Below are 12,519 nucleotides of genomic sequence, written 5' to 3'. Positions count from 1 at the left end.
GGCTCAGTTCCTTGAACCGTCGTTGCGCGGAGGTTGGCCAGGGCTGGCCGGCAAGTTTTTATCCGCCGTGATGGCGATGTGTGCGCCGCTGTCGAGCTTGATTTGCCCGGCGCTGACCACTTGCTCGCCACTGCTCAGGCCCTGGGTGACCCGCACCAGGCCGTCGCGTCGTTCGCCGGTCTCGATAAAGCGCCGCTCGGCGATCAGGATCGGTTGGCCATTGGCATCTTTTTCGAGGCTGCCGTCCTCGGTCTTTTTCTGCGCTACTACGTAGGCTGAATTGCCGTAGAGGGTGTAGGTAATTGCACTTTCCGGTATCACCACCTGGGTCTGCGGGTCGGGAAACAGTACCTGCAGGCTGCTGAACATGCCCGGCAGCAGTTTAGTGTCCGGGTTGGCCAGGGTCGCTCGAACCAGCACGTTGCGGGTGCTGCTCTCGACTTTCGGGTTGATCGCACTGAGGGTGCCGGGGAAGGTCAGTTTCGGGTAGGCCGAGACTTGCACCTGCACCCCCTGGCCCACGGCCAGCTTGGGCACCGACTGCTCGGGCACATAAAAGTCGACGTAGAGGCTGCTCAGGTCCTGCAAGGTGGCGATCACCGTGCCACTGGCCAGGTAGTCGCCCACATCGACCTGACGGATGCCGATAGTGCCGCTGAATGGCGCGACGATGTGTTTCTTGGCCAGGGAAGCCTTGAGCTGGTTGACCGTGGCCTTGTTTTTTTGCAGTTGCGCCGAGAGCCGGTCGAACTCGCCTTTGGAGATCGCCTGGCTGCCCACCAGTTGGCTGCCGCGCCCGTAATCGAGCTGGGCCAGGCCCAGGTCGGCCTGAGCGGTTTGCAGCAGGGCGTCTTCGACCGCGCTGTCGAGTTGCACCAGCGGTTGCCCGGCCTTGACCTTCTGGCCGGACTCGAACTGTACGTCCTTGACCGTTCCGGCAATCTCCAGGGCCAGGTTCACCCCCTGCAAGGCCTTGAGCGTACCCACCGCCGGCAGGCGCTGTTGCCAGGGTTGCTCGACCGCCGTGGCCACCGCCACGCTGATCGCCGGCTTGGGCGCGGAAAAGACCTGGATCTGCTGATAGATGGAAAAGGCTTTATAGCCCGCCAACAGCAGGACGATTAACAGGACAACGGCCAACATGATCAGCATGCGACGACGCAGCATATTCCGGTTCCTTGGAAAAAACTGAGGCAGACGAAGACGAACGATTGGGCACATTACTCCGAGTTTCGGCGCGATTCCAACTGGTAAATGCCGCCGCGTGCGCACAGGCTCAAGGGCAATGGTTTTGAGGCGCAGGGGAGTGGGAAAGGGGGGCAGGCCTTTCCCGCAGGAGGTCAGGGGGCGGGCGTATCGCGCTTGGCCAGCACCGTATACACGCAAGGCAGGACGAACAACGTGAACAAGGTGCCGATGGACATGCCGGTGGCGATCACCATGCCGATATCAAAACGGCTGACCGCCCCCGGACCGCTGGAAAACACCAGCGGGACCACCCCCAGTACGGTGGCGATCGTGGTCATCAGTACCGGCCGCAAGCGAGTCGCGGCGGCTTCCTCGATGGCGGCCCGCGCAGACAAGCCTTGCTCCTTGCGCAACTGGTTGGCGAATTCGACGATGAGGATGCCGTGCTTGCTGATCAGGCCGATCAGTGTGACCAGGCCTATTTGTGTGTAGATGTTCAGGGTCGACCAGCCGAGGAACAGCGCGATCAGCGCACCGCAGATCGACAGCGGCACGGTCACCAGGATCACCAGTGGGTCACGCAGGCTTTCAAACTGTGCCGCCAGCACCAGGCCGATGATCGCCAGGGCCAGGCCGAAGGTGCCCCACAGCGCATTGCCCTCCTGCACGAACTGGCGCGTGGCGTTGCTGTAGTCAAAGGTGTAGCCCGCCGGCGCCTCCTCCCGGGCGATGGTTTGCACGGTCTCCAGCGCGTTGCTCATGCCGACGATCGGATATGCCGAGACCAGCACCGAATTGAGCTGCTGGAACTGGTTCAACTGCCGTGGGCGTACCTGTTGGCTGGACACGCTGATCAGTGTCGACAACGGTAACAACTGGCCCTTGGCATTTTTTACGTGGTAGTGGCTCAGCCAGCCCGGATTGTCCCGGTAGCTGCGTTCGACCTGGGCAATCACTTTGTAGAGATTGCCATCGATCCTGAAACGATTGATTTCTGTCTCTGCCAGCAAGGTCGCCAGGGTCAGGCTCAGGTCTTCCATGGACACGCCCATCTGCGCGGCCTTGACCCGGTCGATGTCAATCATCACCTCGGGCCGGTCGAACGCCAGGTCGATATCCACGTAGGCAAATTTCCCTGAATCGATTGCCCGTTGCTTGACGCGTTCGGCCACCTCCAGCATCGATGTGTGGTCCTGCTGGGAGCTGATCACAAAACCAAAGGGCAGGCCCTCGCCGGTGCCCGGCAAGGACGGCAGGTTAAAGGCAAACACTTGCAGGCCGGGGATGCTGTCGAGCTTTTTGCGCAGGGGCGCCAGGACCTCCATCTGCGTACGCTTGCGCAGGTTCCAGGGCTGCAACTGGAAACCACCAACCCCTGAATGCACACCGTCCAGGCCATTGATCTGGAACGAGGCCTGGTATTCGGGCAGGGTCTTGAACTGCTCGATAAACGCCTGGGTGTAGGTATTGAGGTAGGCCAGGTTGGTCGGCTGCGGCGCACTGGCGAGGATAAAGATCAGGCCCTGGTCCTCATCGGGGGCCAGTTCCGAGAGGGTGAAGATGAGCATGGCCGGAATCAGGCCGAGTACCAGCAGGGCGAACACGATAACCACCGACTGTGCCCCCATGATCTGGTGCAGGCAGCGCTGATAGCGTTGTTTCAGGCTATTGAAGAACCGGTCGAGGATCAGCGCCAGGCCCTGTGGCTGTTGTTCCGGGCGCAGCAACAGGGCGCACATCATCGGTGACAGGGTCAGTGCGACGATGCCGGAAATCACCACGGCGCCGGCCAGGGTCAGGGCAAACTCCTTGAACAGTGCACCGGTCAGGCCCTGGAGAAAGCCGATGGGCGTATACACCGCCGCCAGGGTGATGGTCATGGAGATCACCGGCATACACACCTCCCTGGCACCCTTGATCGCGGCCTCGAGGGGAGATCGGCCTTTTTCGATATGCCGGTGGATGTTTTCCATCATCACAATGGCGTCATCGACCACCAGGCCGATGGCCAGCACCATGGCCAGCAGCGTCAGGACGTTGATCGAATAACCCATCAGTTGCATGAAAAACAGGCTGCCGATCAGCGACAGCGGAATGGTGATGACGGGAATCACCACCGAGCGTAACGAGCCGAGAAACAGGAACACCACCAGCACCACAATCAGGATGGCTTCCATCAGGCTCGACAGAACGTGCTCGATTGAGGCGTTGATATACAGCGTCGAGTCGTAGGCAATGTCCGCATGCAGTTGGGGCGGTAGTTGCGCCTGCAATAGTGGCATCAGGTCGCGCACGCGCTTGCCCAGCTCCAGCGGGTTGGCATCGGGGGTGGGCTTGATGCTGATATAGGTTGCGGGCAGGCCGTTGAAAGAGCTGAAGCTGTCGTAGTTCTGGGCGCCTAGCTCCACTCGCGCTACATCACCGAGACGCACCTGGCTGTCGCCGCTGGTTTTCAAGGTAATGGCCCGGAAGCCTTCAGCCGATTGCAGTTCGGTATTGGCCGTGACGCTGGTCACCACGTACTCGCCGGTGGCATCGCCGGCGATAGACTGCACGTTGTAGCGCTTGATGGCCTGGGTCACATCGCTGGCGCTCAAGCCAAACCCGGCGAGCTTCAGCGGGTCGAGCCACAGGCGCATGGCAAAGCTCTGGTTGCCGATGATCTGCGCCTCGGCCATGCCCGGTAACGTCACCAGGCGCGGCTGTACCACCCGCAGCAGGAAGTCGGTGATTTGCGCGTTGTTCATGGTGTCGCTGGAAAAGCTCAGGTACATCAGCGCGGTGTTGTCTGCGGCGACTTTGCTCAGGACCGGATCGTCAATATCCCGGGGCAGTTGATTGCGCACTTCATTGGTCTTGGCCAGCAGCTCGGTGAACAAGCGGTCGCTGTCGGCACCGACGCGGCCATAGATGGAAATAATCGACACATTCTGCCGGCTGGAAGAGCGCATGTAGTCGATGCCTTGCGCGCTTGCCAGGCTTTTCTGCAACGGTTGCGTGATATAGCTCTGCACGGTCTCGGCGCTGGAGCCCGGCGCGAGCGTGGTCACCGTGATCAGTGCACTTTCCATCTGCGGGAACTGGCGCAGCGGCAGTTTCCCGTAGGCCTGCCAGCCCAGCAGCACGATCAACAGGCTGACGACCAAGGCCAGCACGGGGCGGCGGATAAACAGGTCGGTGAAGGTCATTCGGCGTGCTCCGGAGGGGGCGCCAAGGGCGGTTCATCGGGTTGCGTGCGATCAATACTGATATGCACCGGGGTGCCGTTCTGCAGCTTGATCTGGCCCGCCGTGACGACCTGTTCGCCTTTGGCCAGGCCCTTGGCAATCACGATATCGCCATCGCGTCGCTCGCCCGTTTCAACCAGGCGTTGTTCAGCGATCAGGCCCCCTGGGCCCTCATTGCCGGTGTGGGGTTTCACGACGTATACGTACTGGCCGTATGGGCTGTAGGCGATCGCGCTTTCCTGGATCACGACATGGGAGGAGGGGGTGTCCAACAGCACCTGCAAATGGGCGAACATCCCCGGTAGCAGATATTTGTCCGGGTTGGCCAGGGTCGCACGCACCAACACATTTCGCGTGTTGTCGTCGACGATGGGATCGATGGCACTGATGCTGGCGCGACTGAAAAGCCCTGGCCGTGCCGAAACTTCAACCTGCACCGGCTGGCCGATCTTGATCAGTTGGACGGCCTGCTCGGGGACATGAAAGTCCACGTAAAGGCTCCGGGTGTCCTGCAGGCTGGCGATCACCGTGGAGCTTTGCAGGTAGTCACCGATGTTGACCTGACGGATACCGATAGTGCCGTCGAACGGCGCGACGATCTGTTTTTTTGCCAGGGCCCAGCGGCGCTGTGCAACCAGGGCCTTGTTGCGGTTGAGCTCGGCGGACAGGCGATCGAACTCGCCCTGGGAGATGGCATTGATACCCACCAGTTGGTGCCCACGCTGAAAGTTCTGCAGCGCCAGGCTGCGATCGGCCAGGGCCACGTCCAACTCGGCCTGTTCGGCCTGGTGTTCGAGCTGCAGCAGGGTTTGCCCGGCCTTGACCGCCTGCCCCGAGTCGAAGTGCAACTGAGTGACGACGCCGGGTACCTCGATACTCAGGTTGATACCTTGCAACGCCTTGAGCGTACCGGCCGCGGGCAACTGGCGCTGCCAGGGTTTTTCCACGGCATTGGCCACGGCCACGCTGACGGGGGGCTTGGGCGCATGCAGCAATTGCAGTTGCTGGTAAATCCAGAATGCCTTGTAGCTGGCAAGCATCAGCACGACCAAGAGGACGATGCTGAGCATGGTAATCATCCGGCGGCCCGGCATAGTTGCTTCCTTGTGAGGGTGACGTGGTGCGTGGGGCGCACGCAGGAGCGCCGCTGGCACGGTGAGCCACGCAGTCTTCACGAGAAAGGCGGGTGCTATAAGACGCAAAGTCGCGAGTGTGTGTGTGAAGTCTGCTCCCTCGTCGAGGGGCGTTTTCACAGGTCGCGTAGGATTTTTTCAGTGGGGCGGCTCCCAGGTATCAGCCCGGGAGCGCTGCGATGGCGTCAGATCAAATGCAGGTGGTTATCCCAGAACCCAGTTGGCAGATCCAGGGGCTTGGCCACCAGTTGAGGCTGGCGGCAATCGTAGAAACGGCAGCGGCCCTGGCCGGATGTCACGACAAACCCGTCCGCTACCGCACCCACGCCGGCACAGTCGGGCAACGGCCCGTCCAGGCGCAGTTCGCCGCTGTCCATGTCCCAGATAAAGAAGCGATTGCCCCGTGGCGCGGTCAGTGCCACCAGGCGCAGTTCACTGTGTACCGCCACGCTGGCGGTGTAGTGCCCCATGGCCTGCAACTGCTCGTCCGCCACCGGGAACGCCACGAACGGCTGGCCCGGACGCTTGATCGCCAGCAGCTCGGAACGCTCCTGTGACGGGCCCATGAACTGTTGCCCGGTGAGGATCGTGCCATCGCTGGCGATCCCCATATGGCGCACGCTGTTCATGGGTTGGCCGAGGGTTTCCTTGCTCAGTAGCGTGCCGTCGCGCTGCATCAGTACCAGGCTGGGTTCCATGGCGTTGAGGTTCATCTCGACCCGGCTTTCGGCCTCGGTGCGGATCCCGCCATTGGCCACGATCAGAGTCTCGCCATCGGGCATCCACGACACCTGGTGCGGGCCGATGCCGTGGGTGGAAAGCTCCCCACTGTGCACCAGGCGCTCACCTTCGAACCGGTACACCCCCAACAGGCCGCGACCGGGGTCGGTGGTGTCGTTTTCCGTGGCATACAGCCAGTCGCCACTCTTGTGGATCACCGCATGCCCATAAAAGTGCCGGTTGGCCTGGGACGTCACGGTTTGCAGCAGCGTGCCGTCGCGCAGGTCCACCAGGTAGCTCTCGGTGCCCGGGCGGCGGGCCACGAACAGCGCGATGGGCAGGCTCGGGTGGTTGATGATGTCGTGGCAACGCTGGCCAACCTGGGTGGCGAACACCTGGCTGCCATCCAGGCGATAGCCCACGGCGTAGTGCTTGCCGTCGCCATCATCCCGGGCCGACAGCAGCAGCGGGCTGTCGCCCTTGCGCTTGAACAGCGTCCAGCCGCCCAGGGTGATTGCACTGAGCAGCACGCTACCAATGGCCAAAGCCTGTCGCCTGAGCATCATCAGTCACCATCGTTGGCATTGAAGCCCAGTTGGATGCCCAGCGCCTTGGCCAGTTCGCCTTCGTGCAGGCGGTGGACCACGTTGAGGCTGTCGTAGATAGCGTTGAGTTGCTCGCGCCCGGCGTCGTCGGCCAGCAGTTCATTGAGCGAACGCTGGTTGCTGTCGAACAGTTTCAGGGAGGCTGCGTAGGCTGCGTCGATCTTCTCGGCCAGAGGCTTCTGGTCGGCAGGCAGCAGGCCGCGCAGGCCCTTGTTGTCGACCCCGACCCAAACGGTCTGGGCCGCCGCGAGGCTGGCTCGCAAGCCTTGCAGGGACGATTGGCTGCGCCACGCATCGGCCTGGAACGGCTGGGGGATGCCCTTGGACAGGCGACCCATCGGTGTGCCGAGTTTTTTCTTCAGGGTGTCCAGGGCCGTGACCTGCACGCGCAGCAGTTCGGCGATGGCTTCGTGGGAATCGGCGTAGCGCTGGTTAGGAAACTTGGTCATCTGCGCCAGCATGCCGTCGGTGCTGTTCCAACTGGCCAGAATCTCTTCGGCCAATTGCTTCTGGCGCTCGCCGATGGCGATCAGCAGCGGGCAGTAGCGGGCTTTCTGGGCGTCGTTGGCGATGTCGGTCTTGGCGTCATACAGGATGTATTCGTAGGCCGACAGGCCTTGCACCACAACGCTGGACTTGGCCAGGGCAGCGGCATCGATCTGCGGCTGGGCGGTGGCCAGTTGCTCGACCTGACGGCCAACGAGGTTTTTCTTGTCTGGCCAGAACTGCACCTGCCAGGCGCGATTGCCCTCGGCCAGCGGGCCGATCAGCAGCGGTTGCAACTCGGCCCAGGCTTTTTGCGCGTGGAGGAAGTCGGCGCGGGCGGTCTCCAGGGATTCCTTGCCTTGGCAGTAAGCCAGGGCGCTGACGGCCAACTGCCGGTCAGCTTCGACCCAGCGGCTGTAGGTCGGCAGGATCACTTGCTTGGCAATGGCCGCCGAGGTGACCGCTTGCGGATCCTGCGGCGCGCAGGCGCCAAGGGCCAGGGCGGCGAGGCTGGTGAACAACAACTTGGGACGGAACATGTCGAGCTCCCTTCAATAATTGGGGCAAAGCTTATAGAGAATTCAGGAACGCGAGCAATGCTGCTCGCTGCTGCGCATTAAAAGACAACACCTGTTGCTGCGCCGCCTGGGCTTCACCGCCGTGCCACAGCACGGCTTCAAGCAGGTTGCGGGCGCGGCCGTCATGCAGGAACTGGGTGTGGCCACTGACGTTTTGTGTCAGGCCAATGCCCCACAACGGCGGCGTGCGCCAGTCGCGGCCACCGGCCTTGAATTCGGTACGGTTATCGGCCAGGCCCTCGCCCATGTCGTGCAGCAGCAAGTCGCTGTACGGGCGGATGACCTGGTTGGCCAGCTCCGGCTCGGCGGCATTGCTGGCCGTGGTGAACGTGGGCGTGTGGCACGCCTGGCACCCGGCCTGGAAAAACAAGTTTTTGCCGGCCAGCACCTGTTGCGCATTGACATCACGGCGCGCCGGTACGGCCAGGTTGCGGGTGTAGAACAGCACCAGGCGCAGGATGTTATCGCTGACTTCCTGCTCGCCATTTTCGCCATTGCCGTTGGGCGCCTGCTTACAGGCAACCTGTGCGTCGGTGCAGTCGTCCATGGGCCGCAGGCGGGTGGTCAGGCCCATATCACCAGAGAACGCGTGAACATTTTGTTGATTGAGGTTCGGCTGCCCGGCTTTCCAGCCAAAGCGCCCGAGCACGGTTTTTTGCTGGGCATCATCCCAGACCCAGTTCGGGCGGCCGAGCACGCCGTTTTTGTCCGGGCGTTTGCTGGCGTTTTGCAGGATGTCCGCGTCGCTGATGGCTTCGAGCAAGCCCAGGCCGATCATCGGCGGTGCTACACGGGCGGAAAACCGCGTATCCGGGTGCATCGGCCCGTAGCCGAGCTGGGTGATCTGCAGGCTCGGCTTGCGCAACTCCACCACCGTGCCGTCCTTGAACGTGACGTTGACCGGGGTGTAGTCGACCCGCACCTTGCCTTCCGGGACCACGCCGGGCACGGCCATGTCCTGCAACTGCCCGCCATACACCGGCTCGGGCACGATCCCCAACTGTTCGATGACCTTGGCATAGGGCGGCGAATCCGGGATCGACAGGCGCACCAGCATGGACACCGCGTTGCTGGCCTCAGGCAAGGGCGGATGACCGCGGCCATCCTTGATATGGCAGTTCTGGCAGGCATTGGTGTTGAACAGCGGCCCCAGCCCATCACGGGCGGTGGTGGTGGCCGGGGCGATCACCCACGGATTGCGGAAAAAGCTGTTGCCGACGCTGAAGTCCAGGCGGCGCGTTGGCGCCAGGTTGGCCGAGGGCAGCGAAAAGGCATTCTGGTCGGTCTTCCTTACCGTCGTGCTGCCTCCCGAACGCGCCTCACCCGGCTCGGCCTGGGTAAACGTCGGCGGCGGGGCGTCATCGCAGGCACTCAGGCTCATGGCCATCAAGAGTGCAGACAGGCGAAGAGGCAAGCGGGGCATCGATAATCCTGGAAGACGGGCGACGGTGGATGAAATTCAGGGGGCAAAGTCTAACAGGGCGGGGCGGATTGAATAAGAGCAATTATCGTTTGCTCCAATCTGATGCATTCCCGCTAGAATGGCCGCACATTTTTCCTGGAGGTGGCCAATGCAGGCTCTCGACGCTTTGCTCAACCGTGTTTCCGTACCGCGCCTGCTGGAGCCGGCCCCCACTGCCGAGCAGCGCGAAGTGCTGTTCGCGGCAGCCATGCGTGCACCGGATCACGGCCAACTGCGGCCTTGGCGCTTCCTCACCGTGGAAGGCGCGGCCCGTGAGCAAATGGGCACCCTGCTGGCCGAAGCGGCCCGCCTGCAAGACCCCGAGGCCCCGCAAGCGGTGATCGACAAGGCGCAGAACGGCCCATTGCGTGCGCCGCTGGTGGTGGTGGTGATTGCCCGTCTGCAGGAACACTTCAAGGTGCCCAAGTCCGAGCAGTTGCTGGCGGCGGCCTGTGCGGCCCACGGTATTTTGCTGGCGGCGTATGCCCAGGGGATCGGTGCGGTGTGGCGCACCGGCGAGTTGTCGTATTCGGCGCATGTGGCCAAGGGCCTGGGGTTGAGCGCGGGTGAGGAAGTGATTGGCTTCCTTTATCTGGGGACCGCGCAGAACCCGCCGCGTACGGCGGCCAAAGAAGACATCACGGCGTTTGTCAGTGCCTGGACCGGTCTCTGACCCACCGCAAATCTATGTGGGAGCGGGCTTGCCCTAATGCCAGCCAGTCAAGCGCCGATCCCCTGTGGGAGCGGGCTTGCTCGCGAATGCGGTGGGTCAGTCAAAACATTCATTACTGACCCACCGCATTCGCGAGCAAGCCCGCTCCCACATTTGATCTTCACTGCTTTGAGCATTGCGTTCGCTTAACTGATCGGTATTAGGGCAAGCCCACTCCCGCAAGGGGTATTTCATTGTTTTCAGGACCTGGGCTTACACCCGGAACTGATCCATCAGTTTCATCTGCTGATTGGCCAATGCATTCAATTGGCTGCTGATCGCCGCTGATTCAGTGGCCTGGCCAGTCAACGTCTCGGTCACGGTACGGATCGCCGAAACGTTGCGGTTGACCTCTTCGGCCACGGCGCTCTGTTCTTCGGCGGCGCTGGCGATTTGCAGGTTCATGTCGCTGATCACCGTCACCGCATCGCTGATCTTGCCCAGGGCCTGGACCGCCTGCTGGATCTGCCCGGCGTTGTTCTGTGCCTGGCTCTGGCTCGAATGCATGGTGGTCACCACCCCACGGGTCGCACTCTGGATGCGTTCGATCACCAGGCGGATTTCTTCCACCGAATCCTGGGTGCGCCGCGCCAGGTTACGTACCTCGTCCGCCACTACCGCAAACCCCCGCCCGCTTTCCCCGGCGCGCGCGGCTTCAATCGCGGCATTGAGGGCCAGCAGGTTGGTCTGCTCGGCAATGCTGCGGATCACCTCCAGCACCGAGCCGATCTGCTCACTGTTGACCGCCAGGGCTTCGACTTCAGTCACCGCCTTGCTGACTTCTTCGGCGAGGGTGGTGATATCGCGGGTGCTGCGCTCGATAATCGCCAGGCCTTCGCGGGCCGATTGATCGGCGCCGCGCGCTGCACTGGCCGCGTTTGAGGCGCTGTTGGCCACATCATGGGCGGTGGCGCTCATCTCGTTGGAGGCGGTTGCCACCTGGTCGATCTCGCGGAACTGTACCTGCATGCCTTCGCTGGTCTGGCGGGCGATTTCCGAGGACTGGTCGGCGGTGCCGCGGGCTTCGGTGATGCTCTGCTTGATCTGGGCGATGGTCGGTTGCAGTTTGTCGAGGAAGCGGTTGAACCAACTGACCAGCTCCCCCAGTTCGTCTTTTTTCGTGTAGGCCAGGCGTTGGGTCAGGTCGCCGTCGCCGCTGGCAATGTCCTTGAGCATCGCCGCCACGCTGTTGATCGGGCGGGTCACGCCGGTAGCGGTCAGCCACATCAGCAGCAGGCCCAGCAGGCCGGCTACGGCGCCGACCAACAGCGCTTGCAGCGTGCCACGGGCCTGGGCCTCGTCGAGCACCCCTTGCAGCTTGACCGAGTCGGCCAGCAGCACGTCCTTGGGCAGTTTGATCACCACGCCCCAAGGCTTGGCATCGGCAATCGGCTTGACCGGATACACCGCGCGAATCGTATCGTCCTGCTCGCGGACCTTGCGCGTGTCACTGGCCAGCAGTTGCACGATCTCTTTGCCTTCGGCGCCGAGCACATCGACGATGCTCTTGCCGACCTTGTCCGGCTCGCCGCTGTAGCTGGCAATCAGGCCACTGCTGGAGAGGATTTCCATGATCCCGGCGCCGTCAAACAGCTCTTTTTGCGCGGTATTGGCCGCCGCTTGCAGGGCATCCAGCGCAATGTCGACGCCGATCACCCCAATGACCTTGCCGTCGGCCAGCAGCGGCAGGGAGATGGTGGTCATCAGCATCGACTTGCCGGCGACTTCATCGGCGTATGGGTCCAGCAGGCAGACGTTGCGGGTATCCCGTGGGCAGGTGTACCAGATATTGTAGGGCGTACCGCTGAGGTTGAGGGTGGTCTTGGTCAGGTCCGCTTCCACCATCACGGTGTTCAGCCCTTCGCCACCGGCACGGCTCCAGTAGCTGGAGAACCGCCCGGCCTCGTTGGAGGCGCGCAGCTTGTCGTCGATAAATTCGCTGTCCTTGCCATCCAGGCCGTTGGGTTCAAACGACAACCAGATCCCCAGCACCTTGGTATTGCGCTCGAACGCAGTCTTGATCCGCTGGTTGAGTTCCTCGCGCACGGTGGCCGCTTCCAGCGAACGCTTGGCGGCCATGTTGCGCAGGTCCTTGACCTGGTCGGCGAGGGCGGTGACCACCAACAGGCTCTCGCCGAAGGCTTTCTGCACCTGCACGGCCTGCTCGGCGGCCCTGGCCTGGAGCAGGTTCTCCACGCTGGCGGTGAGCATGCGCGAGCTGGACGCGCTGACCAGTTGGTCGTTCTGGTTGGACTGGTAGATATTCAGGCTGACAATCAGCGCAATCACCCCCAACAGGCAGAGACCGGACAGCAGCACGATTTTCAAGCGGATGGAGAGGGTGTCGAACATGGGCTTACTCGCGATTGGACTTGTTGGTGTGCAAGCAGGGCAACGGCCAAGTCCAT

Annotated in this window: 8 protein-coding genes and 1 pseudogene; 1 reads left to right on the top strand and 8 read right to left on the bottom strand. The window is 62.4% G+C overall.

Annotated features, from left to right (window positions below; genetic code table 11):
- Positions 1-3: 3 nt before the first annotated feature.
- From ACSSVH_RS20230 to ACSSVH_RS20205, 6 genes are all read right to left on the bottom strand, one after another.
- Positions 4-1,167 (bottom strand): efflux RND transporter periplasmic adaptor subunit, encoded by a 1,164-nt coding sequence (locus ACSSVH_RS20230; protein ID WP_492633644.1) that lies wholly within the window; start codon positions 1,165-1,167, stop codon positions 4-6.
- Between the two features lie 173 nt (positions 1,168-1,340).
- The gene (locus tag ACSSVH_RS20225; protein WP_492633643.1) at positions 1,341-4,376 is read right to left on the bottom strand and encodes a multidrug efflux RND transporter permease subunit; all 3,036 of its coding nucleotides are present in this window, start codon (positions 4,374-4,376) and stop codon (positions 1,341-1,343) included.
- Positions 4,373-5,509 carry an efflux RND transporter periplasmic adaptor subunit gene (locus ACSSVH_RS20220; protein WP_170041870.1) on the bottom strand — a complete coding sequence of 379 codons (1,137 nt, stop codon included), beginning with the start codon at positions 5,507-5,509 and terminating at the stop codon, positions 4,373-4,375. Before ACSSVH_RS20220 ends, ACSSVH_RS20225 begins: the two co-directional genes overlap by 4 nt.
- 224 nt (positions 5,510-5,733) lie before the next feature.
- Positions 5,734-6,831, bottom strand: coding sequence for a DUF1513 domain-containing protein (locus tag ACSSVH_RS20215; protein ID WP_169954700.1), 1,098 nt, complete (start codon positions 6,829-6,831; stop codon positions 5,734-5,736).
- A 2-nt stretch (positions 6,832-6,833) separates the two neighbouring features.
- The gene (locus ACSSVH_RS20210; protein WP_169954621.1) at positions 6,834-7,898 is read right to left on the bottom strand and encodes an imelysin family protein; all 1,065 of its coding nucleotides are present in this window, start codon (positions 7,896-7,898) and stop codon (positions 6,834-6,836) included.
- A 31-nt stretch (positions 7,899-7,929) separates the two neighbouring features.
- Positions 7,930-9,360 (bottom strand): di-heme oxidoreductase family protein, encoded by a 1,431-nt coding sequence (locus tag ACSSVH_RS20205; RefSeq protein ID WP_170041872.1) that lies wholly within the window; start codon positions 9,358-9,360, stop codon positions 7,930-7,932.
- Positions 9,361-9,508: 148 nt separating this feature from the next.
- Here ACSSVH_RS20205 and ACSSVH_RS20200 point away from each other — a divergent pair, with 148 nt between their 5' ends.
- Positions 9,509-10,072 (top strand): nitroreductase family protein, encoded by a 564-nt coding sequence (locus ACSSVH_RS20200; protein ID WP_169954623.1) that lies wholly within the window; start codon positions 9,509-9,511, stop codon positions 10,070-10,072.
- A gap of 252 nt (positions 10,073-10,324) precedes the next feature.
- Here ACSSVH_RS20200 and ACSSVH_RS20195 read toward each other — a convergent pair whose 3' ends face one another.
- Together ACSSVH_RS20195 and ACSSVH_RS20190 are read right to left on the bottom strand one after the other, a co-directional pair.
- A complete protein-coding gene (locus ACSSVH_RS20195) occupies positions 10,325-11,080 on the bottom strand; it encodes a methyl-accepting chemotaxis protein (RefSeq protein ID WP_373323108.1) in 756 nt (251 codons plus the stop codon).
- Positions 11,081-11,182: 102 nt separating this feature from the next.
- Positions 11,183-12,190: pseudogene (locus tag ACSSVH_RS20190) on the bottom strand (methyl-accepting chemotaxis protein); the annotation flags it as partial.
- Positions 12,191-12,519: the final 329 nt, after the last annotated feature.

It is taken from the genome of Pseudomonas sp. HC1(2025) (assembly GCF_058742075.1).
This window is presented reverse-complemented; position numbering and strand designations above follow the sequence as displayed.

What these genes read in the sequence shown, in the direction of transcription:
- ACSSVH_RS20230 (WP_492633644.1), bottom strand. Translation starts at nt 1,167, where the DNA reads ATGCTGCGTCGTCGCATGCTGATCATGTTGGCCGTTGTCCTGTTAATC.
- ACSSVH_RS20225 (WP_492633643.1), bottom strand. Translation starts at nt 4,376, where the DNA reads ATGACCTTCACCGACCTGTTTATCCGCCGCCCCGTGCTGGCCTTGGTC.
- ACSSVH_RS20220 (WP_170041870.1), bottom strand. Translation starts at nt 5,509, where the DNA reads ATGCCGGGCCGCCGGATGATTACCATGCTCAGCATCGTCCTCTTGGTC.
- ACSSVH_RS20215 (WP_169954700.1), bottom strand. Translation starts at nt 6,831, where the DNA reads ATGCTCAGGCGACAGGCTTTGGCCATTGGTAGCGTGCTGCTCAGTGCA.
- ACSSVH_RS20210 (WP_169954621.1), bottom strand. Translation starts at nt 7,898, where the DNA reads ATGTTCCGTCCCAAGTTGTTGTTCACCAGCCTCGCCGCCCTGGCCCTT.
- ACSSVH_RS20205 (WP_170041872.1), bottom strand. Translation starts at nt 9,360, where the DNA reads ATGCCCCGCTTGCCTCTTCGCCTGTCTGCACTCTTGATGGCCATGAGC.
- ACSSVH_RS20200 (WP_169954623.1), top strand. Translation starts at nt 9,509, where the DNA reads ATGCAGGCTCTCGACGCTTTGCTCAACCGTGTTTCCGTACCGCGCCTG.
- ACSSVH_RS20195 (WP_373323108.1), bottom strand. Translation starts at nt 11,080, where the DNA reads ATGCAGGTACAGTTCCGCGAGATCGACCAGGTGGCAACCGCCTCCAAC.